Origin of the sequence: Bacillus sp. AFS098217 (assembly GCF_002551815.1) — a bacterium.
Classification (GTDB): domain Bacteria; phylum Bacillota; class Bacilli; order Bacillales; family Bacillaceae_G; genus Bacillus_A.
Genome location: NZ_NVPR01000046.1, coordinates 1 through 25,695, shown reverse-complemented (window position 1 = coordinate 25,695; position 25,695 = coordinate 1). Strand labels below are relative to the sequence as shown.

Genomic DNA, 25,695 nt, shown 5'->3' with positions numbered 1-25,695 from the left:
AATTATTTTTTATCACAAGCTATTCCATCGCCGTCACGATCTAAATGTTTTGCATAACCTGGTTCACCAGCTTTTATTGGAGCGGCTCCGGCCTTTCTAGCTTCGTCACAAGATTTGTAATGTACGTTAGTATTATTTTGTTTAGTGTCTGGCGCGGTAGCAGACGTTGTTTTGGTTTTTGCAATAGAATCTTTTTCAAATTGCTTTACCTCATCCATTGTTGCAAATGTTTTCACATCAAAAACTTTAACCCCATCAACACAAACTACTACTAAGCCATCAGTAGCCTGTAATACTTTACCAACATTTCCTTTACCTAATGAAATATCCACAGGATGATCTACATTCATCTCTTTATTTTTATTGATGTAATCATTGAAAGGCATATTTACTGGGAATGCAGTTTGTAAATCAGAAACTGAATAAGTCTTTTTTTCGTCCTTTGTTTTAGTTTCCATAGCCTTATTTTCTTTTTCAGAAGATGGCTGTGTTGTTGCTTTATTTTCTTGTTTCGTAACTGTAGTTTCCGTTTCTTTTTTTGTAGTATTTTTGTCGCCATTAAAACATGAAGCTAGTAAAACTACTATGAGAATAATAATACCTAAACAGCCTAAACAACCACAACCACGTCGTTTGTTTTCTTCTTTTTGAGTTTTGTTTGACATAGTGCTCCCCCTATATATTAAAATCACAATAGTTAGTATAACAAATTTAGATAATGAATTTACAAAAAGTTGAATTTATAAACTGTTTTTTGTAAGAAATATTATTTCTACAACCAATACAAAAGCTAATTCCATGAAAGAACTGACTTTGTATGTGTTACAGCACGAATGAATTCATCAAATTAATTTGTGAAAGTATACGTAATGCAAGAAATATGAAAAAGTGATAACACTATTTAATTTTTACATGTAGTTGATAAATAGCATAGTATAATAGAAGAGATACGTTTTTGATATGTAAGAAATAATGAAGTATTGAATAAAGGAGCAGGAAAATGGAATATGTACTTATATGTGTGATCCTAGCACTATTAGCGGGAGTATTTGTACTGTTTTATAAGAATAAACAGTTAGAATCAGAGAATCAACAAGTAGCATTTGAAAAGACACAAGCAATAGAAAACCATCAAGGTGAGATTGCGGCTACGGTTGCAAATTATGAACAGCAGCAAGAAACACTAAAAAGCGTAGAGAAGAAAAAATATAATGATTTAAAAGTGAGTACAGCTAGAGAAGTTGAAAATATGCGAATGATGAAGAACCAACTAGTTGTACAACACAGTAAAGAACGCAGTGAAATGCAACAAAAACATAGTCATGAGATACATAGGTTGCAAAATCTAATTACAGATTTAAAAGCGTATTCTAGAAATGTAGAAGAAATGAACACGCATGAAATGTTACATGATATGAAACGAGGCTTTGTTCAACAAGGAATCCTCACAGAAAATGAGCTATATATTATTCCAAATGTATTTTTACCTAAAGTATCGAGTCGAAATAGAAGTAAGATGGAAAATCGTCGGATTGATCATTTGTTGTTATTGACAACTGGAATATATGTAATTGAGACAACAGAATGGCAAGGAAGGATGATACATGGGTTAACGAAAGAAAACGCAGGGGTATATTCATTTATGATTGATGAGATTGGTAAACATCAACATGAATATGATAAAGAAGAAACATTTGTTTTTACGACAGAGGGAGATTCAGGGACTTTGAAGGTAGTAAATGAAGGGAACCCTGCTTATAAAGCAAAACACCTTTCAATAATTTTATATGAGTATTTGAAAGAGATGAATCCGAAAGTTTTAAAAGAAGAAGTGAAGCCAATTGTATATTTTGGAAATGAGATAAATGGAAGCGGACATGAAATCATCGACATTTCTAATGATACACTACCGAAGTTGAAGGATAGAGAACAACTTGTTACTTATTTCAGAAATGGAATGTTAAAAGAAAAAGTGTTATATACAGTACAAGAATTACAAGAAATAAAAGAAATGGTCGAACGTATGGAAGATGTGGAGGTGTAAAAGAAACAATATGATGTGATAAAGGTGGTTTTTTATTGGGGAAATATAGAGATTTTTTATTGTGGGGAACATTATATGTTTATATTTTTTTATATTTGTTCGTATATCTTGCTTTCATATTCATCATTGATATGATTCATTCGTTTTATAATATAGTGAGTGTTTTAGCGGTATCGCTTCCGTTTATTCTTTTACTCGTTATGCAGTGGATAATTTTATATTTTTCTGTAGGTGATAATAAGAGAAAATATAAGAAAAGATTTAAAGGAATTACAATTTTTGGAGCAGTATTATTTAGTTTTTGTATCGTACAACTAGGTGTAAATGAGTATAATTCGAAGTTTCATACAGATAGATGGTTAAAAAATGAACAGAAACGAGTATATATGGTGGATGATCTTCTAGCGAAACATAAACTAGTAAGAAAGTCTAAGGAAGAAATGATACAGTTATTAGGGAATCCGACTGAAACGAGACGTCTTGAGGAAACGACTCAAACTTTATACTACCTTGGAAATGAAAGAGGCTTCATTTCTATAGATAGTGAGTGTCTTGTTCTTCAATTTGATCATGATGATAAGGTGATAGAGTATACAATACAAAAAGACTAAAATAGTATGAAATAAAGAACAGAAGACATATATAATTGATGGTCTTCTGTTTTTTGTTTTTGGGAGTTTATTAGAGAATACAATACAGTTGTGATACTGCTTTAAATAAAAAATATAAAAATTTAATTTCTACCAATTTTGAGTTTGTACAAATTAGGTACTGCAAGTTTTATAGGTGCAATAGTAATGTTGAAAAATAAATGGAACAGAAATGGAAAATGATGTATAATTAATTTGTTGAATATACAGATTATAATGTTAGAGGAGAGATACATATGGAAGATTTACAAACACTTGGTTCATTTTTTTTAGGCTTAGGTACTATGTTTGCAGGATTGGGAGTACTGCTTGCTGGTATTGGCGTATATACAAAGTTTTCACGTGAAGCGAAGTAATGAAAGCATCCTGTACGGATGTTTTTTTATTTGCGTAAAAAAAGAAATATATTAGAATAGAGCTACTGGAGGGAAAGAAAGTGGCTATTATTATAACAATGTTTTTAATGGGTATTTTATTAGGTTTTGTTGGGGCAGGAGGTGCTGGATTTATTATTGGAGTACTGACTCTCGTATTTCAAGTTCCGATTCATGTAGCTCTTGCAACATCGCTAACCGCAATGGCATTTACAACCCTTTCCGGAGTGGTGAGTCATTATAAAGAAGGGAATGTTACATTGAAAATTGGCAGTATTGTTGGGGTATTTGGAGCGGTTGGATCATATATTGGTTCTAAATTTGGTGCGGTGATTCCAGCACATCTTCTTCATTGGTTTACGGCTAGTATGTTGTTTTTATCTGCAATATTTATGTTTATTCGATTACTTTTTTTTCAAAATCAAAAGAAGTCGTCTATGGACATAGGAGAACCGTTATCTATCGTTGTATTAGGGAAATGTATTTTGCTAGGGCTAGTAACTGGAGGATTAGCAGGTGCATTTGGGATAGGATCAGCGCCTTTTATTCAACTAGGACTAATGGTGTTGTTAGGTTTAACGATTCAACAGTCAGTCGGAACTACAATGCTTATTATTCTACCAATCGCCGTTGGGGGTGGGTTTGGATATAGCTCCGAAGGATATTTAGATTATGTATTATTAGTACAAGTTTTAATGGGAACGATGCTAGGAGCGTATATAGGAGCGAAGTTTACAAATTATGCACCTCGTATTATATTGAAAGTTTCGATGATGATGACGCCTATTTTAGCTGGATGTATGCTATTAATGGAATAAGGTGAAGAAATATTGAGGAGGAAAGTGATGTGACCGTGCATCTTCATAAATTGTTATGTGTAAGTTTTTGGATTGCATTATTCATATCAGGAATCTACCCGAAAGATTTTTTTACATGGTGTTTAGAGGTAGCCCCAGCAGTTATTTTAGTATTTATATTAATGATTACATATTATCGATTTGAATTTTCAACAGTTACATATGTATGGACTTGGATTCATATGTTGATATTGCTTATCGGAGGGCATTATACATATGCAGAGGTACCACTATTCAATTGGCTTCGTGATACGTTTGAGTTAGAAAGAAATTACTACGATCGTGTTGGACATTTTATGCAGGGGTTTGTTCCAGCTTTATTAGTAAGGGAAGTACTTGTAAAGGTAGTTGGGGTTCAGAAAAAAGGATGGTTAGAATTACTTGTAATATCAGTTTGTTTAGCATTTAGTGCACTATATGAGTTGTTGGAGTTTGCGGTTGCAAAACTAACGGGAACAGGTGCAGAAGCATTTCTTGGAACGCAAGGAGATGTTTGGGATACACAATGGGATATGACATTTGCGTTATTTGGAGCGATTCTAGCGATAATGGTTTTTCGGAATAAGAAAAATATATAGAAATCTATTAATATGTTTTACGTATGAATTATGTAAGTAATTCATATTTCTCATATAAAAGGATTTGCTATAATATAATGAGTGTAACGTTCGAGTATTCGACGTATTACTAGTATTATATCCCTATCCCTTTTCTAAAAATGCGAACAAATTTTGCCCTATTCTATTCAATATTTAATTGTATAGAAATATATTGTTCGATGCCCATTATGGAACGTACATAATGGTAAAATCCCGATCCTTAAAGAGGATGCCCCTAATCTTCATGTGAAAATATGATCGGAAAAAGAAAGCTGACCAAACCATGGTCAGCTTTCTTTTTTGTGTAAAAATAGTTCTTCCGTAATTTTTGTTTGTAATAGCAATGTTTTTCCAAAACGACGCTTACATTCAGTTCTTACTTTTTGAATAGCAAGTGCATGAGAAGTAGCAGGAACGGTGACAATTGCTTGCCGAGGCTTTCGATTTTCTTCACAAAAGACACACTCCACAACATATTTAGAAATCATATTTTCATCCTTCCGTTCGAATTTCTAGGTATGGGCTGTCTTTGAAGTTGATATAATCTTTCGTTACGATTTTAGCTTTTTCCTCTATTTTCAAGGGAAAGAATAAAAGAAGAAAGAATATTAGATATGGGAGGAGAGAGAAATGAAAAGATGGATTGGAGCAGCAGCTATATGCGTGAATGAAAAAAATGAAGTTTTGATGGTATTACAAGGAAAAAAAGACGAACCGAAAAGGTGGTCTGTACCAAGCGGAGGACAGGAAGAAGACGAAACACTTGAAGAGTGTTGTGTTCGTGAAGTTTGGGAAGAAACGGGCTATCATGTAGAAGTTATAAATAAAATATATGAAAAAAAGGGTGTAACATATGGGATCCCTGTTTATGTACATTATTATCTTGTGAAACAAATGGGCGGTAATATGAATATTCAAGATCCAGATGGATTAATTCATAAGATTGATTGGAAGGGTATTTATGAATTAAGAGAAATTTCTTTAGCTTTTCCAGAAGATTATGAGTTGTTATGCCAATATGTAAATATGGAGTTGAAATGAAAAAGCAAGTGGCAAAAACACTTGCTTTTTCACTGTAACCAAGGTAAGAAGAGTGGTACAATGACTAAACTTGCTCCAGCTGTTAAAAGCATAGATAAGCTTGCGATTGTACTTTCAACAGGACCGATTTCAAATGCTTTTGATGTACCAATTCCATTGGCGCTAGTACCTAACATAATTCCTTTTTTTACATAGAAATTGTAAAAAAGAATTAACAATTTCTACTATACGTTCTTTCAAAAAAGTTGTCTAATATATAAATTATATGTTATTAATTTATTATATATATTAATGGAAAAGGGTGTCCAAAATGGAATTACGGCATTTGCAATACTTTGTTGTTGTGGCAGAAGAACTACATTTTGGACGAGCAGCTGCTCGTTTACAAATGACACAACCGCCACTTAGTCAACAAATTCAGCAATTAGAAAAAGAAATGGGAGTTATGTTATTTTCAAGAACGAAGCGAAAGGTTGAACTGACTGAAGCAGGAGAAATGTTCTTAAAAGAAGTGAAAAAAGCGTTTGATCAAATTGAAAAAGCAGTAGAAGTTGCACAAAGTGCACAAAGAGGGGAAGTTGGCTCGCTTTCAATTGGATTTGTTGGGGCGGCTATATATGATATTTTACCGTCCATTGTTAGGGAATATCGAAAGAAATTTCCGAGGGTATCCGTTGCACTGCATGAATTGTCTACACCAGATCAAGTTCATGCACTTCATGATAATCGAATTGATATTGGTTTTTTACGCCCGCCTATTTCGACGCAATTATTAGAAGTAGAACCGATTCAAAAGCTTTCTTGTACGTTATGTTTACCGAAAGCGCATCCACTTGCAGAGAAAAAGGAAATTCACATTGAGGATTTGCAAGATGAACCATTTGTATCTATAACTAGACCAGTATGGCCTGCGTTATATGACACAATATTATCGCTATGCCGCGGGGCAGGATTTAGTCCACGTATCGTACAAGAAGCGACGGAATACCAAACTGTAATGGGGCTTGTAGCAGCGGGGATTGGAATAACAGTAATTCCGGTTTCGGCCAATAAGTTATATAAAACAGAAGTTGTATATAAGGCTATATATGATTCTAATTTTGTGGCAGAGATGTCAGTTGCATATCGGAAAGCAAATAGTAATCCTGAGCTATTAGAGTTTTTAAAAATTGCAAGAGAGAAAAAGCGAATAGAAGTGGAAAGTGACAAATGAATAATGAAATCAACTTTTGAGTTGTAGAAGAAAAAGGCGGAGATGCTATTATAATGCATTTCCGCTTTTTTTATTTCATAACTTCTAACCTATTAGATATTATATAAGAATTCCCTTTCTTTATATAAATTCATTTTTATTTTTCAGCATATAAGTTGCTGTTATGTAGAACAAAACATGACCCGCAATCACTTTCTTCCTTTGTTTTGATCCTTGCATGTGGCAAGGGAAGGCCTTGACCGTTTCTCTATGCATGGCCAGATGCTCTCGCCCACCTAAAAGAAAGGCGGGGGGTTGGTTTTTCAATTTGTATTTATATATCAATACCGTCTTATTCCTAGGACTTAAGACCTAGGAAAGATTCCGATTGTAGTTCGATGTTAAAAATGTCATATTTTTATACACTAGTAGTATAGTATGTAGTACGTTATGAAGTAAGGTAGGGGAATCAATTATGTCTATATTTCGGTTAGCAAGAAACAATATACAAAATTTTGCTGCCCAAAGATTAAAGCAATTCATATGGATTGCAATGAGTACAATGTTATCTTTCTTTATTATATCTATTCAATCAAATGAGGTGATAATAAAGAAACTACAACATGTACCGTTATTTTATTATGTATCTATTCTGTTGTTTTTTGTGTGTGGCTTCGTTACATATCAAATGATAAAAGGTTTCTTAAAAACAAGAAGACAAGAATTTCAATCATATGAAGCCATTAATATGAAAAAAAGACAGATTGTATGTTTGTTATGTCAGGAACAGTTATTGATTTTTGGGGGAGCTCTATTTTTCGGGTTGATTCATGGCATGTTATTTTTGAGGCTATTTATTGCTATTTTTATGAAAGTATTAGGAATTCGTGGGGTAAGTGGGACGCTGATTACGATATATGCATTATTGGTAACGACACTGCTTATTATGATTTTAATTGTATTATCAATGTGGCAATGTTATCAATTTGTATACGATCTAAAAAAAGAAAGTGTATATAAAGCCGAGGAAAAAGCATGAATCATCATACCTTTTCCTCGGTTTTACACGTGTAAATAATCATGATGTAGTGAAAAAATTAAAAAGAGTTAAGGAGAAAGGTTGTATAGAATGACAAATGAGCAATCCATAGTAAAAGTTGATCGATTAGCAAAGCGAATCGTGTAAAAAATAATGTGGAATAGAAAAGAGGATTCCTAACTGAGAATCCTCTTTTCCTAGGCAGCAACCTTTTTATGTGTATGGTGTTTACGATATCGTCCACGCATTGTATATGCAATTTGCGGAATTGCAATACCAACCAAGATAAGTGCTACACCAAGCCATTGAGAAGAGAGTACCGCCTCTTTTAAAACGAATACAGACATGATTGTTGTAACAGGAAGCTCAGCTGCTCCAAGAATAGTTGCTAAACCAGAACCGATTTTAGGAATTCCGATTGTAAAGGCAATTGTCGGAATAACGATACTGAATGTTCCTAATCCTAAGCCATATTTCCAAAGGCCTTGAGAAATGGCACCATTAAAAATAAATGTTGGCGGGAATACGATCATTACTAAAGTTAAAGCACCAGCCATTAAAAGAACTCCTCGTGGTAATGATGGTACTTCAACAGCAACTTTACCACTGATAAAAATATAGGTAGCAAAAGTAACAGCAGATAATAAACCTAATATGATTCCCATTGTATCGAAATCACCTGTTGATTTTTCTAATAATCCGCTCGATAAGAATGTACCAGCAACTAAAAAGATAACAGAAATGACTTTTTCTCTTGATGGCAATGTTTTTGTTGCAACAGCTTCAATGATAATACCAACCCAAACGAACTGGAATAAAAGGATTATGCCAATGGAAGCTGGTACCGTTTTTAATGAAGCATAATAAAAAATCCCAGTCAAACTTGCAGACGTTCCAGCGACAAATAAAATAAGCATTTGTTTAAGTGGAACACGATGTCTGGAAAATAAAAGCGTAATACCAAGTAAAATAAACCAGCCGAACAAATATTGACTCCCAATGACTTCCCCAAGTGAAAAACCTTCTGCGTATGCAAGTTTAACAAAAATAGCTAAGATCCCATAGCTACATGCTCCTAATAAAACTAAAAGAGAATAACGAAGCATGAAAAATTCCTCCCATCTATATTAAATTGTTCCCAAACGGACATATACAACTAGATGGAAGTATACAAAATTAAAAATGAAGGGTCAAATAAAAGAAAAGTGCGACATTTTATAGAATAATAATAAAAGTATGATATTTATGCATAATATTGAAATTTAAAATTGTAGAAGTATTGTAAAATAAGGATTATCTTGTATAAAGCTATCATTTGAAAAAAATATTTTTTTGCGAGATATGTATCGAATACTGAATAATCACATGCGAGTAGTTTGTGAAATGGAAAAGCTTTGTTATCCCGATTGGTAAGGGCTAATAATCAGTGGAGGATGAAGAAAACCCCAACGGATTAAAGTTTCATTTTATGTGAATGATGAATGGAATGTATTTATAATAGAAGGAAAGTGAAAACGTTTTAGAGAAAGATGGTTGTAAGTAGTGATAATAGGATTTTTTCTTATTGGCACGTTGTAAACTGTGAATTCATCAATTGTTCATAGCATTTTTGGTCGTTTTTGCTACAATATTGAAGAGGAGAGGAGTGAAACTATGCAAGATCTTAATATTTTTTTAGCGTTTGGGGCCGGATTTTTATCATTTATTTCCCCTTGTTGTTTACCGCTGTATCCAGCGTTTTTGTCTTACATAACCGGAATGTCGGTTTCTGAATTAAAAGAAGAAAATGCAATGCTTCGTAAGAGAAGTATGATACATACGGCATTTTTCTTGCTGGGATTTTCCATTGTATTTATTGCGATTGGGTTTGGAACAAGCTTTATTGGGTCATTCTTCCAAGATTACAAAGATTTAATTAGGCAGTTAGGGGCACTATTTATTATTGTGTTTGGCCTTGTAATCGTAGGGGTCTTTCAGCCGAAGTTCTTAATGCAAGATCGTAAGTTTACATTTAAAAGTCGTCCGAGTGGCTATATTGGCTCTACTTTAATTGGTTTGGCATTTGCAGCTGGCTGGACACCGTGTACAGGACCAATTCTAGTAGCTGTAATTGGATTAGCTACCACGAATCCAGAATCTGCAATGCTATATATGATTGCTTACATACTTGGATTTGCTATCCCATTTTTTATACTTTCATTCTTTATTACGAAAATGTCTTGGATTAAGCGCAATAGTGGAATGTTTGTAAAAGTAGGGGGATACATTATGATTGTCATGGGTATTTTGCTATACTTTAACTGGATGACAAAAATCATTGTGTATGTCTCAAGTTTATTTGGTGGTTTCACTGGTTTTTAGTACTATTTCATGGAAATGTTGGAAATAATAATAAGAAAGCTTATAATGAAACTGTATTTTTTATATTTCCACAAAAAGGATGAGAAAGTATGAGCGTAGCGGTCTTATCAAGTATTGTTGCGGTTTGTATGGCTGTTGGTGTGATGTTTATCCGTTTAAAAGCAGCAAAGAAACCAGCAACATTGAAAAAAATTATTCTCCCGCCGCTTTTTATGAGTACGGGGGCAATGATGTATATTTTTCCTGAATTTCGATTAACTCCAGTTGAAATGTTAGAAGCAATTGGTGTTGGGTTATTTTTCTCGATTTTTCTTATTAAAACATCTAAATTTGAAATACGTGGACAAGAAATTTATTTAAAGCGTTCAAAAGCATTCGTCTTTATTTTAATTGGTTTACTTGTAGTGCGTATTGTCTTTAAAACATATTTAAGTCAATCAGTTGATTTAGGGCAGCTGAGCGGTATGTTCTTCTTACTTGCTTTTGCAATGATTGTATCATGGAGAATTGCAATGTATCGTTCCTTTACAAAATTGCAAAAGGAAATGGAAAAAGAAGATGAATTTTATAATGAGAAAGATATGAAGTTAACGTAAAAAACCTCAAGATTCTTGAGGTTTTTTTATTTAGCTAAAAGTGATTGATACGGAGAATAATCAATTTGTTTTTCCTGTAATTTTTTAATTAAAAACTTATGATCACGCTTTGGCGTTGCTACAATATATCCTTTAATAATTAAATCTTCAGTTATTTTTGTGGCTTTTTCTTCTAACGCAAGCTCTCCAATTTTCCCTGCAATTTTTGATTTTGCAACATCACGGAATAGTTCAGGTACTGGGCTTACTAGTTCCTCTAATAATTGTTTCTGATTGTCATCCCATAAATGCCGTGTTTGATTAATGTAATGCTCTTCCCAATCTAAAATGGACATGCCGTCTTCTTTTGGTAATCGTTTTAAGAATTTTCGGAACATGAAATATCCACCAATAGACATAAGACTTAGTAAAATAACAGTCCAAGAAATAATAAACCAACTAAACCATCCTTCAAGCAACAGTATACCCCCCTTTACGATAGCAGTTTTCCCTTACTAGTATTATAAGCAGTGAGATTGATAGAAAGCAAGAACGCTTGGCCATTTTGACCAAGCGTTATGAATTAAACGAAGTATAATTGTTCGATACGTAATACATCAGTATCATCTTCTAAATATTCAATGATAAGTGTGCCAACTTTACGATCTTTATCTTCAGTTGTGAAAATAGAGTAAGAAGTAAAACGCTTTGTTGATAAGCCGCTAATATGTGTAGGAAGGGAAATGTAGTCATTATCGCGGAAGAATTCCATGAGTTCAACATCTTCAAACTGTTTTCGATTTACTGGTTGATTTGTGTAGCGACGTTGTAATTGTTTTAAAGCTTCATTCCAAGAAATTACTTTTGTGTCGTATACCATTTGTTCTATCTCCTTACTGTATGTAATTGTTAAGAACATACGTTCTACTTTAGTATACTCCTTTTATAAGGAAAGGGAAAGCAAAAAATAATGTAAGCTTGGAAACCCAAGCTTACATAAAATGCGTCCGTAATCGTCTCTATGTTTATTATAAGTTAGATAGGAATAGGAAACAAGGCGAGAAGTATTTTGTTGATTGTTTGTAAAATTCTGTTTACTGTGGAGGTGAGGAGTATTTTGTTGAAAAAGGGATGGGAGAAAAGAATATGAAGAAAATACTTTTATTTATATATCCGACATTTGCTGAATTTGAGATTACCGTGACCACAGCTTTGTTGAAGGGTGATTACAAAATTGAAACAGTAGGATTAACAAAAGACATGATTACAGCTGAAACAGGATTACAGGTGCAACCACATTTAGAATTAACTGAAGTTCGTGTGGAAGATTATGAAGCAATCATAATTCCTGGCGGGGATGTTATACATATTAAGGATTCTGAACAGTTATTTTCTATCGTACGTCAATTCTATAAGAAAGAAAAATTAGTTGCGGCAATTTGTGCTGGACCGTTTGTGTTAGCGGCAGCTGATTTACTAAAAGATGTCCCTTATACAGTCACAATGGATTATCGTAAATTAGATTGTTTTCCGATAGAAAATTTCATCTATAAGAATGTTGTAAGCTATAAAAATATCATAACGGCACAAGGACATGCATTTGTAGAATTCGGACTTGCGATAGGAGAGTATTTTGATGTGATAAACGAGCATCGTGTTAATTTCTATCGAGGAAATAAGAATATCATGATGGAAAAGCTTTTGGGGCAAACAGTTGAAGGTTGACAATGCATGTGAAGAGGATAAAAAGCTAGCAAAATGCTAGCTTTTTATATTGAAGTGATCATGTTTCGTTATTTGGTGCTATTTCAAATTATACAGGGTGAGTTTTTTAGCAATTCTTGTGGTACTAAATATGAATGTATCTAAAGATACACAACAGGCTAAACAAGAGATTACATCTCAAACTGAAATCATTCAATACTCTGAACATGGTACAGGCTGGTAAAGAGTATTTGAAACTTTTGATAATGTAACTTAAGATGATTTATCCTCACTAATAAGGCAACCCTGCTATTGAAAGTAAGGTTGCCTTATTTTATCTGAATATAAAAATGGAATATAAGGGGATGGCGTTGCCTACAGTATACGTGCCGCGAAAGTATTGCAATCTTTGTTATGTATTAAATAGGAAAGGTTGCTTCAATTAGATTTAAATATGTGGATTTTAGAGATTATATTATAAGATGAATTTATGCTGATTTTGTACAACGATAAATAGCAAGTGTTTTTGGGTCACGCCATACTCCCCCATGAAGAGATAATTCATTTTCTATTTCGATTGTAAGCCATTCCTTCATTTCTAAATGAAGGTGAATATCATCAGGTATGTTTAATGATGGGAACATACTAGCGATATAATTGACAATAGGCGTCGCGTTATGGAATACAAGTGAATTATGAATGCTTGTTTCTTCTACAGTTTGAAAAACAGATTGTAATAGTTGTTTTCCATTCTCTAAACAAAATGGAGTAGCTGTTGGTGATTTTTCAGGTAAATCGAATGCAGCTAACATTTTGTTACACATCTCATCCATACGGGGTAATGAGATCTGGGAATTTGTTGTGGCTAGGAATCTGCCTCCGGGACAAATTACTTTATGAAATCCTTGAATTGTTTTTTCAACATCCGTCATGTGATACAGCATATGTCTTGCGATTATCCAATCATAAGAATCAGCTGGGAAAGGAAGTTTAGTAGCGTCTCCAAGTTTCCATTCAATATTTACATGTTGTTTTGCTGTATTCATAGCAGCTTCTCGCAGCATAGTTGTAGATTGATCAAGACCAGTGAGATGTCCCGTATGACCGTTTTTTTGCAGTAGTGCAAGGAATTTTCCATTAGCACATCCAACTTCTAATATCTTTTCCGTTCCTTGTAATTGTAGATAATCTATTACAACTTCATCTAAGTCTACTCGTTTTTCCTCATATTTTTTATGAGTATCGATCCGTGTTTGCAGATGGTTACTTACAGCGTATTGCCTTTTTACATCATCCATCTTTTCTAATTCCACCTTTACACAAAATTGCTGAATAGCATGTGTTAAAATATCTGTTTTATTTAGACCTTCATAATGAAGTGCTGCTTCAAATCTTTCTAGTAATCTTTCGTCAATTCGAAAATGAATATCTTTTCTCTTAACCAATTTTGGTTCCCCCTTACAGCTGTTAGTGAGACTATAGCATGCTTTAAAAATTTCTGTAAATAAACTGTGTACACAACAGTAACAGAGTATTAAAAAAATTCATTCAAATAATCGTTTAAACTATTGACGATTAAAACGTTTTCATATATTCTTAAATTAAGTAATATTCAAATAATTTATAAGAAATGAGAGAGTCGCATGCTTCTTCAAGGAACACATCGAATTGGTCGTATGGCCATGTTGTTGGCGCTTGCGGATGAGAATGAAAGTCCCGTACTATCCATTCCAAAAGGTTGGAAGTATTGTACTGGAAAAGTTGGTTCTATGAATTCGCAAAAGGTTGTCGCAGCAATGGAAACAGCGGCTAAGAGCAACCAAGTTATTGAAACAGACGTTTACAGAGAAACGCATGCACTTTATCATGCAATCATGGAAGCGTTGTACGGAGTAACGAGAGGTCAAATTCAGTTAGCAGACGTTCTTCGTACAGTAGGTCTTCGGTTTGCGATTGTGCGCGGTACACCATACGACGGCAAAAAAGAAGGCGAATGGGTTGCTGTTGCACTTTATGGAACGATAGGTGCGCCTGTAAAAGGATCTGAGCATGAGGCGATTGGTTTAGGAATTAATCACATATGATTTGCCCATAGTCTATTAGTTAGAAGGGGGCCTTGCTTTTTGGGACAGAAGTCTGTCTTAAAAAGATAAGGTCCCCTTTTGCTTTTTTAAGGAGGAACAATAATGATTACGTTAACAGGACATTCATTGACAGTAGAAGAAATGAAACGATTGTTGTTTGAAGGGGAAGGAGTAACAGCTTGCCCAAACAGCATGAAAAAAGTAGCACAGTGCCGTGAAGCTGTTGAAAAAATCGTAGAAGATGGAAAGGTTGTTTACGGTATCACAACTGGTTTTGGGAAGTTTAGTGATGTATTTGTTCAAAAAGATGATGTAAAAGCACTTCAACATAATTTAATTCAATCACATGCATGCGGGATAGGTGATCCCTTCCCGGAAGAAGTGTCCCGCGGGATGTTAATTTTACGAGCTAATACGATGTTAAAAGGGATATCTGGTGTTCGTCCTCTTGTTGTCAATATGCTATTAGAGTTTGTGAATCGGAAAATTCACCCGGTTATTCCGCAGCAAGGTTCATTAGGTGCGAGTGGTGATTTGGCTCCATTATCTCATCTTGCTCTCGTTCTATTAGGAGAAGGTGAAGTGTTTTATAAAGGGAAACGTGTTCATGCGATGGTAGCTCTTACGGAAGAAGGGCTAGAACCAATTGAATTAGAAGCGAAAGAAGGTCTTGCATTAATCAATGGTACGCAAGCGATGACAGCACAAGGAATTCTTTCTTATATAGAAGCTGAAGCAATTGCTTATCAATCAGAATTAATTGCATCGATGACAATTGAAGGGTTACGCGGCATTATTGATGCATTTGATGAAAATGTTCATAAAGCTCGTGGATACAAAGAACAAGTAGAAGTTGCTAAGCGTATCCGAGCTATTCTCCATGATAGCAAGCTTGTCACAAAGCAAGGGGAACAACGCGTACAAGATGCATACTCGCTTCGCTGCATCCCGCAGGTGCATGGTGCTTCCTGGCAAGTTTTAAATTATGTAAAAGAAAAATTAGAAATTGAAATGAACGCAGCAACAGATAACCCGCTTATTTTTGATGGTGGAGAAAAAGTAATTTCTGGTGGGAACTTCCACGGACAACCAATTGCTTTTGCAATGGACTTTTTAAAGGTTGGAATGGCGGAACTTGCGAATATCTCTGAGCGTCGTATCGAGCGTCTTGTGAATCCGCAATTAAATGATTTACCACCATTTCTAAGTCCAGAACCAGGACTTCAATCTGGTGCAATGATTATGCAATATGCAGCAGCGTCACTCGTTTCAGAAAATAAAACGTTAGCGCATCCAGCAAGCGTGGATTCTATTCCTTCATCAGCTAACCAAGAAGATCATGTAAGCATGGGAACAATTGCTTCGCGTCATGCACATCAAATTATTCAAAATGTAAGACGTGTTCTTGCAATTGAAATGATTTGTGCAATGCAAGCGGCGGAATATCGTGGTACCCAAGAAATGAGTACAGTAACGAGGGCTTTTTATCATCAAGGTCGTCAGCACGTGCCTTCCATTACAAACGATCGTATTTTCTCAACAGATATTGAAAATATTGCGCATTGGTTAAAAATAAGTCGCTGGACAATGGAACGAATGGATGTAAATGCGGCACTATAAAAAAGAAAAGGGAGAGATTGAAATGGAAAATGTAAAACAAACAATTCGCGCGCCAAGAGGAACAGAATTACAAACAAAGGGCTGGATTCAAGAAGCGGCACTTCGTATGTTAATGAATAATTTAGATCCTGAAGTAGCTGAAAAACCAGAAGAATTAGTTGTATATGGCGGAATTGGTCGTGCAGCTCGTAACTGGGATAGCTATCATGCGATTGTTGATTCGTTAAAAACATTGGAGAGTGATGAGACATTACTCGTTCAGTCTGGAAAACCTGTTGCGATTTTTAAATCACATGAAGATGCACCGCGCGTCCTTCTAGCAAACTCAAACTTAGTACCGAAGTGGGCAAATTGGGATCACTTCCGTGAACTTGAGAAAAAGGGCCTCATGATGTATGGACAAATGACAGCAGGTAGCTGGATTTATATCGGCACACAAGGGATTTTACAAGGAACATATGAAACATTTGGAGAAGCAGCACGTCAACACTTTGGTGGTTCATTAAAAGGTACATTAACACTTACTGCTGGTTTAGGTGGTATGGGCGGAGCGCAACCTCTTGCTGTTACGATGAACGGTGGTGTTGTAATTGCGATTGATGTTGATAAACGTAGTATTGACCGTCGTATTGAGAAAAGATACTGCGATATGTATACAGAATCTTTAGAAGAGGCACTAGCTGTTGCGAAAGAATACAAAGAAAAGAAAGAACCAATCTCAATTGGATTATTAGGAAATGCTGCAGAAATTTTACCGGAGCTAGTAAACCGTGGTATTACACCAGACTTAGTGACAGATCAAACGTCTGCACACGATCCGTTAAACGGCTATATTCCAGCAGGGTACTCATTAGAAGAAGCAGCAAAACTTCGTAAAGAAGATCCAGAGCGTTACATACAATTATCAAAAGAAAGTATGAAAAAGCATGTAGAAGCAATGCTTGCAATGCAGGCAAAAGGTGCAATTACATTTGATTATGGTAATAATATTCGCCAAGTTGCTTTCGATGAAGGATTAAAAAATGCATTTGATTTCCCAGGATTTGTTCCAGCATTTATTCGTCCATTATTCTGTGAAGGAAAAGGGCCATTCCGCTGGGTAGCTCTTTCAGGTGATCCAGAAGATATTTATAAAACTGATGAAGTGATTTTACGTGAGTTTGCGGATAACGAGCATTTATGTAACTGGATTCGTATGGCACGTCAGCAAGTTGAATTCCAAGGTTTGCCATCACGTATTTGTTGGCTTGGTTACGGGGAGCGTGCAAAATTTGGTCGTATCATTAATGAAATGGTGGCAAGTGGTGAATTGTCAGCACCAATTGTTATCGGTCGTGACCATTTAGATTGTGGATCAGTAGCTTCACCAAACCGTGAAACAGAATCGATGAAAGATGGTAGTGATGCAGTAGCAGACTGGCCAATTTTAAATGCATTAATCAATAGTGTAAACGGTGCAAGTTGGGTATCTGTACATCACGGCGGAGGAGTTGGCATGGGATATTCACTTCACGCTGGAATGGTTATCGTTGCTGATGGAACAGAAGCAGCGGCAAAACGTATTGAACGCGTATTAACTTCTGATCCTGGTATGGGTGTTGTTCGTCACGTTGACGCAGGATATGACTTAGCTGTTGAAACAGCGAAAGAAAAAGGCGTTAATATTCCAATGATGAAATAAGGAGGAAGAAACATGCTGGACACTTTACTAACAAATATCGGTCAATTGCTAACAATGGATCAAGAAGATGGCTTGTTAAGACGGGAAGCGATGAACACGCTTCCTGTTATTGAAAACGGAGTAGTAGGTATTGAAAATGGAGTTGTTAATTTCGTTGGAACAGCTGAAGAAGCACAAGGCTTACAAGCAAAAGAAATCATTGATTGCGAAGGGAAAATGGTTTCTCCTGGGCTAGTTGATCCTCATACACACCTTGTATTTGGTGGATCTCGTGAAAATGAAATTGCTCTTAAATTACAGGGAGTTCCATACTTAGAAATTTTAGAGCAAGGCGGCGGTATTCTTTCGACTGTGAATGCGACGAAGCAAGCTTCGAAAGAAGAACTTGTGCAGAAGGCGAAATTTCATTTGGATCGCATGTTATCATTTGGCGTGACAACAGTGGAAGCAAAGAGTGGCTACGGATTAGATGATGAAACAGAGTGGAAGCAATTAGAAGTGGCGGCGCAGTTGCAAAAAGAGCATCCGATTGACTTAGTGTCAACATTCTTAGGAGCACATGCTGTTCCAAAAGAATATAAGGGAAGATCAAAAGAATTTTTACAATGGATGTTAGATTTATTACCAGAGATGAAGGAAAAACAATTAGCTGAGTTCGTTGATATTTTCTGTGAAACAGGTGTATTCTCTGTAGACGAATCAAAAGAATTCTTATTAAAGGCGAAAGAGCTTGGTTTTGACGTGAAAATTCATGCGGATGAAATTGACCCGCTTGGTGGTGCAGAAGCAGCGGCAGAAATTGGTGCGGCATCAGCAGATCATTTAGTTGGGGCATCTGATAAAGGAATTGAAATGCTTGCAAATTCTAATACAGTTGCAACGTTACTCCCAGGAACGACTTTCTACTTAAATAAAGAAAGTTTTGCTCGTGGACGTAAAATGATTGACGAAGGTGTAGCGGTTGCTTTAGCAACAGACTTTAACCCAGGTAGCTGCCCGACTGAAAATATTCAGCTTATCATGAGTATTGCAATGTTGAAGTTGAAAATGACACCAGAAGAAGTTTGGAATGCTGTAACGGTTAACTCAGCTTATGCAATTAATCGTGGTGATGTTGCTGGGAAAATTCGAGTTGGACGTAAGGCAGATCTAGTTTTATGGGATGCATATAATTATGCGTATGTACCGTATCATTACGGAGTAAGCCATGTAAATACAGTATGGAAGAATGGTAATATTGCATATACAAGAGGTGACAAATCGTGGAGCAAGGCCACTATTTAAAGAAAAATGCAAAGTTTATTGATCGTGAAGTAATGAAATGGAGTGAAATGGTTAAAAATTGGGATGAGAGTGAAGAAATTTTTGGTGCAGCATTAATTGGTGCACCGCTCTCAAAGCCGTCTATTAGTCATTCAGGCGCATGTTTTGCACCCAAAACCATTCGGACAATGCTAGATGCGTATAGCACATATGCAATTACAGAAGAGCATGATATGAAAGAAAGCGTTTTGTATGATTGCGGTGATATTACGATGCATGTGACAGACATAAAAGAAAGTCACAATCGTATTGTTAAGACGCTCGGTCACTTGACGAAAGTAAATCCACAAATGGTACCAATTGTTCTTGGTGGCGATCATTCTATTAGTTTTCCTAGTATAAGTGGTTTTGCAAGTAGTAAAGGAAAAGTTGGCATTATCCAATTCGATGCACATCATGATTTACGTAATTTAGAAGATGGAGGACCGTCTAATGGGACGCCATTTCGTAGTTTACTAGAGAATGATGTGATTACAGGAAAGCAGCTTGTTCAAATTGGTATACGCAATTTTTCAAACGCGCGAACGTATCATGAATATGCAAAAGAGCATGGTGTAACGGTATATACAATGAAGCATGTTCGAGAGAGAGCGATGAAAGATATCATTACAGAAAGCATTGAGATTTTACGTAGACAAGGCGTTACAGCTATTTATGTTTCTGTAGATATGGATGTATTAGATCAAGCATTTGCACCAGGTTGTCCAGCAATTGGCCCAGGTGGTATGGATAGTACAACTTTACTTGATGCGATTACAGTACTTGGTCAAGAACCGCTTGTTCAAGGTATGGACATTGTAGAAATTGATCCAACGCTAGATTTTCGTGATATGACGAGCCGGGTAGCTGCTCAGGTTATTATGAGTTTTCTTCTAGCAAGAGAAACGATTATATAAATCCATGTTAATTTTTCGACATCTAAATCCTTGCTATGCAGAATAAANNTGGCAGAAAAAGGCCCTAACCGCTTCTATGCATGGCCAGATGCTCTCTCCCACCTAAAAAAGGGGGGTTATGTCGGCTTTTTAATTGATGTATATATAGTAAGCAAGTTAGCGTATAAGAAAAAGAGTAAATGGTTTTCCATTTACTCTTTTTCTACTTCATTATTATTTTGCGCTGGAAAAATGGGTAATCGAACTTCTACAGTGGTTCCCTTATTTAGTTCACTTGAAACTTTTAGCTTGCCATGATGCTCTTCAATTATTTTGTAACACATCATTAGACCAAGACCAGTTCCTTTCTCTTTCAAACTATAAAAAGGTTCGCCTAAACGGGAAATGCGATCTTTTGGAATACCGCACCCTTCATCGATAATGCGAATTAAAATGAAATCATCTTCTAATGTTTGAGTTTGAATAAAAATGTTCCCGCCATCTGGCATTGCTTCAATTGCATTTTTTAAAATATTAATAAAGACTTGTTTTAATTGATTCCCATCACATTGAATTTTGGGCATGGCAGAAGAATGATCCATAATTATATGTACACTATGCATAATCGCAGTAGGCAAAATGAAAGTCACAACTTCTTCGATTAATGTTTCGATTTGACAAGAATGGATAGATAAAACTTGCGGTTTAGACATTGCCATAAATTGACTTGTAATGGATTCCATTTGTGAAATTTCACTTAACATCACGTCTACATACCACTTGTTTTGTTCATTGATTTCAGGTTTTAATAATGTTAAAAATCCTTTTAAAGAAGTTAATGGGTTCCTTATTTCATGAGCAATCCCTGCTGTTAACTGTCCCACTACAGCTAGTTTTTCTGATTTTCGTAATAACTTTTCTGTCTCTTTTAATTCAGTAACATCTCTTCCCATAACAATGAGACCTTTTCTTGAACCGTCAGAATGGAAAAGTGGGACTTTTGAAATATTCAAGATCAGATTAGACGTGCTTCTATGTATAACAAATTCTTCACCGTGAATCGTTTTTCGTTTTTTCCATGCGAGTTCATCTATCTCTTCACAATGTAAAAATGCATCTCGATATGCCTCGTTATATTGGATAAGTTCACTATCTTTTTTTCCGTGATAAGGAACATCATGAAAATCAAAACAAGAAAGAGCATAATCGTTTGCTTCAAGCCAGCGACCTTCATGATCTTTAAATATGACAAAAGCAGGCATTGAGTTCATCAATGTTCGTAAACGTTTCTCACTCTCTTGCAATATTTTTTCAATTCTTTCAGATTTTGCGAGTGGCTTCATAATTGCATATACACCAGTGATACGATTTTGAACAAAAATAGGGACTAATTTTGTGACGACATCTATTTTATGTCCCTCTTTATGGTAGATAGAAAGTATATATTCTTTTTGATTATCAGACGTAGTATTTTTTATACATTGCAACACTTGATCAGAGATATGTGTTTCAACAATAGAGGTAATTACCTTTCTTTCTAATTCATGTGAAGCATATCCCAATATTTTTTCCGCAGAGGGATTGATGTGCAATATGATTCCTTGTATGTTCAAAGAGATAATACCATCAGGATTATGTTCAAAAAGAGATACATGCCTTTCTGTTAAAGAACAATTTTGTCTTCTAAAACGATGAGGCTTGGCCACCTGACGCCTTTTTTGAATGGATGAGAACTTTTTCCGACTCATAACTTTTCCTCCGTGCAACTAGCATCTAAAACAGATTCAACAACCTATAATAGATATCATATATGAAAAACATCATATATTTCCATAAAAAACAAAGTTACAGAATAGTGTTTATTTTCAATATTTTTAAATAGATTCTTATGAAAACATCATCTTCATTAATAAAACAAATCATATACATATGGCTATTAAGCATATCTTATGGAGTTTTATAACAATCATATAAGTTATTTTTTTAGCAATATACAATAAAATGAAAATATAAAGGGGGAGAGGAATATGACAGGTTACATTCAAGGAATTGATCATGTACAAGTAGCTGCACCAGTAGGTTGTGAAGAAGAAGCAAGAGAATTTTATGGAAATCAGATTGGTCTAGAAGAAATTCCGAAACCAGAAGAATTAAGAAAGCGTGGCGGTTGTTGGTTCCGTTGTGGGAATCAAGAAATCCATATTGGGGTTGAACAAGCATTTTCTCCGGCCAAAAAAGCGCATCCGGCTTTTTATGTACAGCAGATTGATGAATTTAAACAAAAATTGACCGGGCAAGGGGTTCAAGTAATAGATGATCATGCACGTGCAGATGTAATCAGATTTTACGTTTCAGATCCATTTGGAAACAGAATAGAATTTATGGAAAATAAATAAAAAAAACTAGGTGGATTCCCACCTAGTTTTTTACCCTCTTCTAAACAATCCTAATACCTCAACAGTTTCTGTAATATTAACAAATGCTTGAGGATCAATTTCAGAAATAGTTTGCTTCATACTTGCAAGCTCTTCATGTGAAACGACAGTCATAAGTACACGCTTTTTTTCACTTGAATAGGCACCTTCACCTTCAAGAAGTGTAATTCCACGTACAACAGTGGAAAGGAGTTTCTTTTTCATTTCTTCTGCTTGATTTGTTACAATCATAAGTGTAACTTTGCGATGTTTCGTATGAACAGCATCAATTACTTTACCTGTTACATAGATTGAAAGTAAACTCGTTAACGCCACATCCCAGTTGAAGAAACATCCAGCAATGACAACAACGACTGTATTTAAAAGAATGAGAAAACCACCAAGTTTAATATCTTTTTTACGAGATAACAGCATGCCGATAATATCAAATCCACCTGTTGAACCATGGCAATTAAAGACAAGGCCAACTCCTGCCCCGGCAATTACGCCTCCAAATATAGAAGATAGAAGTGGATCTGTTGCAACGACTTGTACTGGAATCCAGTATAATGCTACTGATAATACAACTACAGAGACGATTGTATTAAAAATTACTTTTTTTCCAAGACCTATGTATCCTAAAATAAGAATAGGTACGTTTAATACAAAGTTAATAATTCCCGTATTTACAGGGGTTACAATTCCTAAGATAATAGCAATTCCGCCGATTCCACTACTTAAAATCTTGTGGGGGATAAGGAAAAGATTAAAGGCAATTGCAATAATAATAGAACCAATAATAACTCCAAGAAATCTGACCATCTTTTTCCCGTCCTTCACTAAAAAATCATATTATTTCAAGATTATATATGAGATTAAAAGTTTTAGGGGAAAATAGTTTATTTTGTAAAGTTAGACTAATCAGAAAAATGAATTACTTTTTAAGCTTCATTAAAGGAGTGTAAAGAGATGGAAATTAAAACATATCAACAGAAAAGCCCTTTGAAACAAGAATGTGAGGATTCGTTTTTTTGTAATGAAGGATTAAAAATCTATGGGGTATGTGATGGTGCAACACCACTTATCCCGTTTCAAGATGAAGAAGGGCATAACGGAGCCTACCTAGCTTCAAATTTATTTGCAAGTCATTTTACATCTTTAAAAGAAAAATCTAGCTTGCAAAATGAAATTGCAATTGCAAATAAAGTGTTACAAGAAAAAATGATAAAGTATAAGATTGATACGAGAAAGAAAGATCATGTATGGTGTACATGTGTTGCGGCAGTTCTTATAGAAGATGAAGTCATTCAATATGCGCAGCTTGGTGATTGTATGATTGTAGCTATATTGCATGATGAAACGATGAAAGTATTAACAAAAGATACAGTGAAGGGAATAAGTACGCGAGCAAAAAGAAAACGTGAAGAAGATCGAAAAAAGGGTTTATCTGTACCTGAAGAACATATTTTTCATGACATTCGAGAACAGCTGAAATATAATCGCTATCTTGCAAACATGCCAGGTGGGTATTCAGTAGCCAATGGAATGCCGGAAGCAATTACATGGATTCAAAAAGGGAAATTACCGCTTGCTGAAGTAAAAGGAATTTTTATTTGTTCGGATGGATTATTTCACTCGGACTGGTCACTTGAGAAAACTGTACAGTATATAAGAAGAAATAGCGTGAAGGAATATATTTCTATAATAGAAGCATTGGAAGACAAAAAGCGGATTCGACCAGATGATAAAACGGTAATTATGATTGAGTTGTAAAAGGAGGTTTTGGAATGGAAATTAAACAAGCAAAATTAACGTTTCAAGATGAATTGCAGCCTTTACAAAATGTAACAAAACTCATCATTCATCACACAGCTGAAGATGGATGGGATGTGTATAAAACACATGAGTTTCATCAAAAGGTAAGAGGATGGAGTGGTATTGGATATAATTATTTTCTTGAAGAAGATGGGACAGTGTTTGAAGGTAGAGGATTATACATTGGAGCCCATGCAAAAGGATATAATAGTGAAACGATAGGGATTTGTATGACAGGTAATTTTGATAAATACGATCCGACTTTAGCACAAATCGATTCTTTACATTCGTTATGTAGAGATTTTATGAAGCGATTTTCTATATGTGAAGAACGCATACTTGGTCATCGTGAATTAAAAGGTGTTACAAAAACTTGCCCAGGAACACGTTTTTCTATGATAGAGTTAAGGAAAGTATTATCTCAAAAATAGAGGAGAAGATGATTCATGATGAATGTAAAAATACCAAATGAAAAAAAAGAAGAGCTTGTAGAACAAATTCAGCAGTTTTTTGAAGAAGAAGACTTAGAAGCAATCGGGCGTTTTCAAGCAGAACGTTTAATAGAAGAAATGATAAAATTACTTGGACCATATGCATATAACCAGGCAATCGGTGATGCAAGAAAGCTAATTACAGATAAATTATCTAATATAGAAGAGGATTTATATGTATTAGAAAAACAGGATGGTAAATAAAAAGAGCTTTAAATAGGCTCTTTTTATTTACGTTCTTTATGTTCATGTACTTTCTCTTTTATATTACCGACAGTATATTTCACGGTGCCTTTTACTTTATCCCATTTGCCTTCAGCTTGTAATTTTTTATTGTCGGTTACCTTTCCGACAACTTCTTTTACTTCACCTTTTACTTTATCAATAGCACCTTCTACTTTTTCTTTTAATCCATGTTCAGGCTTTATCATACATTTCTCCTCCTTGTAGTTTGATTGGGGTTAATCCTTCATAGTGCAAGTTGAATGATGTATCTATTGTTAGTTTATAGGGAATGAATAGGATATTCAAATGATTAATGGCATAGAAAGGTAATTGTCATAAAATGGATACATTTGTATTGATCCGAGTTTTATAACATTTTTTCCTTTTGGAAATTAGGTTTTTTCATGGAAGGAAAATGGAAGATTACTGTCGAAGGGAGTAGAAACAGATCAAAGGTGGTGCTCTCATGCAAAAAAAAGAGGTACATACATGCTCTTATTGTGGCTCTAACAATATTGGAGAAGGCGAGTTTGTCGGATACGCGCAAATAAGAAAAAAAGAGACGATGTTTACATCTTCTCCAGTGGATGCCTATATTTGTACGGATTGTGGAAGTGTACTGCTGCTAAAAGTGCGAAACTATCAAAAGTTTAAGCAGAAGCCATTATGATAGAAGGAAAAGAGAAGTATCTAAGGTTATATATGAATCACCTTATATATACATCAATTAA

Annotated in this window: 29 protein-coding genes and 1 pseudogene; 20 read left to right on the top strand and 10 right to left on the bottom strand. The window is 35.0% G+C overall.

Annotated elements, in window-relative coordinates:
* Positions 1-2: 2 nt before the first annotated feature.
* Positions 3-665, bottom strand: a complete 663-nt coding sequence (locus tag COO03_RS13470) for an excalibur calcium-binding domain-containing protein (protein WP_097897666.1) — start codon at positions 663-665, stop codon at positions 3-5.
* Positions 666-1,000: 335 nt separating this feature from the next.
* Between COO03_RS13470 and COO03_RS13465 the strand changes: the two genes are divergently transcribed.
* From COO03_RS13465 to COO03_RS13450, 4 genes are all read left to right on the top strand, one after another.
* The gene (locus COO03_RS13465) at positions 1,001-2,044 is read left to right on the top strand and encodes an NERD domain-containing protein (RefSeq protein WP_097897665.1); all 1,044 of its coding nucleotides are present in this window, start codon (positions 1,001-1,003) and stop codon (positions 2,042-2,044) included.
* Between the two features lie 35 nt (positions 2,045-2,079).
* On the top strand, positions 2,080-2,655 hold the full coding sequence (locus COO03_RS13460; protein WP_097897664.1) for a hypothetical protein: 576 nt from the start codon (positions 2,080-2,082) through the stop codon (positions 2,653-2,655).
* 475 nt (positions 2,656-3,130) lie between these two features.
* Positions 3,131-3,886: a sulfite exporter TauE/SafE family protein gene (locus tag COO03_RS13455; RefSeq protein WP_097897663.1), complete on the top strand. Its 756-nt coding sequence runs from the start codon at positions 3,131-3,133 to the stop codon at positions 3,884-3,886.
* A 29-nt stretch (positions 3,887-3,915) separates the two neighbouring features.
* Positions 3,916-4,503 carry a DUF2238 domain-containing protein gene (locus COO03_RS13450; RefSeq protein ID WP_097897662.1) on the top strand — a complete coding sequence of 196 codons (588 nt, stop codon included), beginning with the start codon at positions 3,916-3,918 and terminating at the stop codon, positions 4,501-4,503.
* Positions 4,504-4,811: 308 nt separating this feature from the next.
* Here the strand turns inward: COO03_RS13450 and COO03_RS13445 are convergent, their stop codons facing one another.
* Positions 4,812-5,012 carry a DUF3903 domain-containing protein gene (locus COO03_RS13445; protein ID WP_097897661.1) on the bottom strand — a complete coding sequence of 67 codons (201 nt, stop codon included), beginning with the start codon at positions 5,010-5,012 and terminating at the stop codon, positions 4,812-4,814.
* Between the two features lie 142 nt (positions 5,013-5,154).
* Here COO03_RS13445 and COO03_RS13440 point away from each other — a divergent pair, with 142 nt between their 5' ends.
* Positions 5,155-5,565, top strand: a complete 411-nt coding sequence (locus COO03_RS13440; protein WP_097897660.1) for an NUDIX hydrolase — start codon at positions 5,155-5,157, stop codon at positions 5,563-5,565.
* Positions 5,566-5,594: 29 nt separating this feature from the next.
* Here the strand turns inward: COO03_RS13440 and COO03_RS13435 are convergent.
* A pseudogene (locus tag COO03_RS13435) lies at positions 5,595-5,756 on the bottom strand (LrgB family protein); the annotation flags it as partial.
* Between the two features lie 119 nt (positions 5,757-5,875).
* Here COO03_RS13435 and alsR point away from each other — a divergent pair.
* On the top strand, positions 5,876-6,778 hold the full coding sequence (gene alsR / locus COO03_RS13430) for an acetoin biosynthesis transcriptional regulator AlsR (protein WP_097897659.1): 903 nt from the start codon (positions 5,876-5,878) through the stop codon (positions 6,776-6,778).
* 454 nt (positions 6,779-7,232) lie between these two features.
* The gene (locus tag COO03_RS13420) at positions 7,233-7,796 is read left to right on the top strand and encodes an FtsX-like permease family protein (RefSeq protein WP_097897657.1); all 564 of its coding nucleotides are present in this window, start codon (positions 7,233-7,235) and stop codon (positions 7,794-7,796) included.
* Positions 7,797-7,993: 197 nt separating this feature from the next.
* On the opposite strand, the gene COO03_RS13415 is transcribed toward COO03_RS13420, so the two are convergent.
* The gene (locus COO03_RS13415; RefSeq protein ID WP_097897656.1) at positions 7,994-8,902 is read right to left on the bottom strand and encodes an EamA family transporter; all 909 of its coding nucleotides are present in this window, start codon (positions 8,900-8,902) and stop codon (positions 7,994-7,996) included.
* A 547-nt stretch (positions 8,903-9,449) separates the two neighbouring features.
* Here COO03_RS13415 and COO03_RS13410 point away from each other — a divergent pair.
* Both COO03_RS13410 and COO03_RS13405 read left to right on the top strand, forming a co-directional pair.
* Entirely contained in the window at positions 9,450-10,157 is a 708-nt protein-coding gene (locus COO03_RS13410) for a cytochrome c biogenesis CcdA family protein (protein ID WP_097897655.1), read from the top strand.
* An 89-nt stretch (positions 10,158-10,246) separates the two neighbouring features.
* Positions 10,247-10,753, top strand: a complete 507-nt coding sequence (locus COO03_RS13405; protein ID WP_097897654.1) for a CcdC family protein — start codon at positions 10,247-10,249, stop codon at positions 10,751-10,753.
* A 26-nt stretch (positions 10,754-10,779) separates the two neighbouring features.
* Here COO03_RS13405 and COO03_RS13400 read toward each other — a convergent pair whose 3' ends face one another.
* Together COO03_RS13400 and COO03_RS13395 are read right to left on the bottom strand one after the other, a co-directional pair.
* Positions 10,780-11,211, bottom strand: a complete 432-nt coding sequence (locus tag COO03_RS13400) for a DUF2621 domain-containing protein (RefSeq protein ID WP_097897653.1) — start codon at positions 11,209-11,211, stop codon at positions 10,780-10,782.
* 104 nt (positions 11,212-11,315) lie between these two features.
* Positions 11,316-11,612: a hypothetical protein gene (locus COO03_RS13395; RefSeq protein ID WP_097897652.1), complete on the bottom strand. Its 297-nt coding sequence runs from the start codon at positions 11,610-11,612 to the stop codon at positions 11,316-11,318.
* Positions 11,613-11,878: 266 nt separating this feature from the next.
* On the opposite strand from COO03_RS13395, the gene COO03_RS13390 reads away from it, so the two are divergent.
* Positions 11,879-12,457: a DJ-1/PfpI family protein gene (locus COO03_RS13390; RefSeq protein ID WP_097897691.1), complete on the top strand. Its 579-nt coding sequence runs from the start codon at positions 11,879-11,881 to the stop codon at positions 12,455-12,457.
* Positions 12,458-12,924: 467 nt separating this feature from the next.
* Here COO03_RS13390 and COO03_RS13385 read toward each other — a convergent pair whose 3' ends face one another.
* Entirely contained in the window at positions 12,925-13,881 is a 957-nt protein-coding gene (locus COO03_RS13385) for a class I SAM-dependent methyltransferase (protein WP_097897651.1), read from the bottom strand.
* A gap of 198 nt (positions 13,882-14,079) precedes the next feature.
* On the opposite strand from COO03_RS13385, the gene hutP reads away from it, so the two are divergent.
* The 5 genes from hutP to hutG all read left to right on the top strand — a co-directional run bounded on the left by hutP (position 14,080) and on the right by hutG (position 20,040).
* Positions 14,080-14,520, top strand: coding sequence for a hut operon transcriptional regulator HutP (gene hutP / locus COO03_RS13380; RefSeq protein WP_000926516.1), 441 nt, complete (start codon positions 14,080-14,082; stop codon positions 14,518-14,520).
* Between the two features lie 102 nt (positions 14,521-14,622).
* The gene (hutH, locus tag COO03_RS13375; protein WP_097897650.1) at positions 14,623-16,140 is read left to right on the top strand and encodes a histidine ammonia-lyase; all 1,518 of its coding nucleotides are present in this window, start codon (positions 14,623-14,625) and stop codon (positions 16,138-16,140) included.
* A 22-nt stretch (positions 16,141-16,162) separates the two neighbouring features.
* Positions 16,163-17,821 carry a urocanate hydratase gene (gene hutU / locus COO03_RS13370; protein ID WP_097897649.1) on the top strand — a complete coding sequence of 553 codons (1,659 nt, stop codon included), beginning with the start codon at positions 16,163-16,165 and terminating at the stop codon, positions 17,819-17,821.
* Between the two features lie 12 nt (positions 17,822-17,833).
* Positions 17,834-19,105, top strand: coding sequence for an imidazolonepropionase (gene hutI, locus COO03_RS13365; protein ID WP_097897648.1), 1,272 nt, complete (start codon positions 17,834-17,836; stop codon positions 19,103-19,105).
* Positions 19,084-20,040 (top strand): formimidoylglutamase, encoded by a 957-nt coding sequence (gene hutG, locus COO03_RS13360; protein WP_097897647.1) that lies wholly within the window; start codon positions 19,084-19,086, stop codon positions 20,038-20,040. The genes hutI and hutG overlap by 22 nt, the downstream gene beginning before the upstream one ends.
* A 191-nt stretch (positions 20,041-20,231) precedes the next feature.
* Here hutG and COO03_RS13355 read toward each other — a convergent pair whose 3' ends face one another.
* Positions 20,232-21,767 (bottom strand): BA3702 family sensor histidine kinase, encoded by a 1,536-nt coding sequence (locus COO03_RS13355; protein ID WP_097897646.1) that lies wholly within the window; start codon positions 21,765-21,767, stop codon positions 20,232-20,234.
* A 279-nt stretch (positions 21,768-22,046) separates the two neighbouring features.
* Between COO03_RS13355 and COO03_RS13350 the strand changes: the two genes are divergently transcribed.
* A complete protein-coding gene (locus COO03_RS13350; RefSeq protein ID WP_097897645.1) occupies positions 22,047-22,415 on the top strand; it encodes a VOC family protein in 369 nt (122 codons plus the stop codon).
* A 30-nt stretch (positions 22,416-22,445) separates the two neighbouring features.
* Here COO03_RS13350 and COO03_RS13345 read toward each other — a convergent pair whose 3' ends face one another.
* Positions 22,446-23,255: a YitT family protein gene (locus tag COO03_RS13345; protein ID WP_097897644.1), complete on the bottom strand. Its 810-nt coding sequence runs from the start codon at positions 23,253-23,255 to the stop codon at positions 22,446-22,448.
* 147 nt (positions 23,256-23,402) lie between these two features.
* Here COO03_RS13345 and COO03_RS13340 point away from each other — a divergent pair, with 147 nt between their 5' ends.
* Genes COO03_RS13340 through COO03_RS13330 form a run of 3 tightly spaced genes read left to right on the top strand, consistent with a single transcriptional unit; the run spans position 23,403 to position 24,943 of the window.
* Positions 23,403-24,206: a protein phosphatase 2C domain-containing protein gene (locus COO03_RS13340; protein WP_097897643.1), complete on the top strand. Its 804-nt coding sequence runs from the start codon at positions 23,403-23,405 to the stop codon at positions 24,204-24,206.
* Between the two features lie 14 nt (positions 24,207-24,220).
* Positions 24,221-24,679 (top strand): peptidoglycan recognition protein family protein, encoded by a 459-nt coding sequence (locus COO03_RS13335; RefSeq protein WP_097897642.1) that lies wholly within the window; start codon positions 24,221-24,223, stop codon positions 24,677-24,679.
* Between the two features lie 15 nt (positions 24,680-24,694).
* A complete protein-coding gene (locus COO03_RS13330; RefSeq protein ID WP_097897641.1) occupies positions 24,695-24,943 on the top strand; it encodes a DUF2164 domain-containing protein in 249 nt (82 codons plus the stop codon).
* Positions 24,944-24,966: 23 nt separating this feature from the next.
* On the opposite strand, the gene COO03_RS13325 is transcribed toward COO03_RS13330, so the two are convergent.
* Entirely contained in the window at positions 24,967-25,170 is a 204-nt protein-coding gene (locus COO03_RS13325) for a CsbD family protein (RefSeq protein WP_097897640.1), read from the bottom strand.
* Positions 25,171-25,430: 260 nt separating this feature from the next.
* Between COO03_RS13325 and COO03_RS13320 the strand changes: the two genes are divergently transcribed.
* The gene (locus COO03_RS13320; RefSeq protein WP_097897639.1) at positions 25,431-25,634 is read left to right on the top strand and encodes a hypothetical protein; all 204 of its coding nucleotides are present in this window, start codon (positions 25,431-25,433) and stop codon (positions 25,632-25,634) included.
* Positions 25,635-25,695: the final 61 nt, after the last annotated feature.

Coding starts and splice junctions, on each gene's coding strand:
- COO03_RS13445 (WP_097897661.1), bottom strand. CDS start 5,012: ATGATTTCTAAATATGTTGTGGAGTGTGTCTTTTGTGAAGAAAATCGA.
- COO03_RS13465 (WP_097897665.1), top strand. CDS start 1,001: ATGGAATATGTACTTATATGTGTGATCCTAGCACTATTAGCGGGAGTA.
- COO03_RS13420 (WP_097897657.1), top strand. CDS start 7,233: ATGTCTATATTTCGGTTAGCAAGAAACAATATACAAAATTTTGCTGCC.
- COO03_RS13470 (WP_097897666.1), bottom strand. CDS start 665: ATGTCAAACAAAACTCAAAAAGAAGAAAACAAACGACGTGGTTGTGGT.
- COO03_RS13335 (WP_097897642.1), top strand. CDS start 24,221: ATGGAAATTAAACAAGCAAAATTAACGTTTCAAGATGAATTGCAGCCT.
- alsR (WP_097897659.1), top strand. CDS start 5,876: ATGGAATTACGGCATTTGCAATACTTTGTTGTTGTGGCAGAAGAACTA.
- COO03_RS13325 (WP_097897640.1), bottom strand. CDS start 25,170: ATGATAAAGCCTGAACATGGATTAAAAGAAAAAGTAGAAGGTGCTATT.
- hutP (WP_000926516.1), top strand. CDS start 14,080: ATGCTTCTTCAAGGAACACATCGAATTGGTCGTATGGCCATGTTGTTG.
- hutU (WP_097897649.1), top strand. CDS start 16,163: ATGGAAAATGTAAAACAAACAATTCGCGCGCCAAGAGGAACAGAATTA.
- hutI (WP_097897648.1), top strand. CDS start 17,834: ATGCTGGACACTTTACTAACAAATATCGGTCAATTGCTAACAATGGAT.
- COO03_RS13350 (WP_097897645.1), top strand. CDS start 22,047: ATGACAGGTTACATTCAAGGAATTGATCATGTACAAGTAGCTGCACCA.
- COO03_RS13395 (WP_097897652.1), bottom strand. CDS start 11,612: ATGGTATACGACACAAAAGTAATTTCTTGGAATGAAGCTTTAAAACAA.
- COO03_RS13355 (WP_097897646.1), bottom strand. CDS start 21,767: ATGAGTCGGAAAAAGTTCTCATCCATTCAAAAAAGGCGTCAGGTGGCC.
- COO03_RS13410 (WP_097897655.1), top strand. CDS start 9,450: ATGCAAGATCTTAATATTTTTTTAGCGTTTGGGGCCGGATTTTTATCA.
- COO03_RS13415 (WP_097897656.1), bottom strand. CDS start 8,902: ATGCTTCGTTATTCTCTTTTAGTTTTATTAGGAGCATGTAGCTATGGG.
- hutH (WP_097897650.1), top strand. CDS start 14,623: ATGATTACGTTAACAGGACATTCATTGACAGTAGAAGAAATGAAACGA.
- COO03_RS13345 (WP_097897644.1), bottom strand. CDS start 23,255: ATGGTCAGATTTCTTGGAGTTATTATTGGTTCTATTATTATTGCAATT.
- COO03_RS13330 (WP_097897641.1), top strand. CDS start 24,695: ATGATGAATGTAAAAATACCAAATGAAAAAAAAGAAGAGCTTGTAGAA.
- COO03_RS13340 (WP_097897643.1), top strand. CDS start 23,403: ATGGAAATTAAAACATATCAACAGAAAAGCCCTTTGAAACAAGAATGT.
- COO03_RS13440 (WP_097897660.1), top strand. CDS start 5,155: ATGAAAAGATGGATTGGAGCAGCAGCTATATGCGTGAATGAAAAAAAT.
- COO03_RS13405 (WP_097897654.1), top strand. CDS start 10,247: ATGAGCGTAGCGGTCTTATCAAGTATTGTTGCGGTTTGTATGGCTGTT.
- COO03_RS13390 (WP_097897691.1), top strand. CDS start 11,879: ATGAAGAAAATACTTTTATTTATATATCCGACATTTGCTGAATTTGAG.
- COO03_RS13320 (WP_097897639.1), top strand. CDS start 25,431: ATGCAAAAAAAAGAGGTACATACATGCTCTTATTGTGGCTCTAACAAT.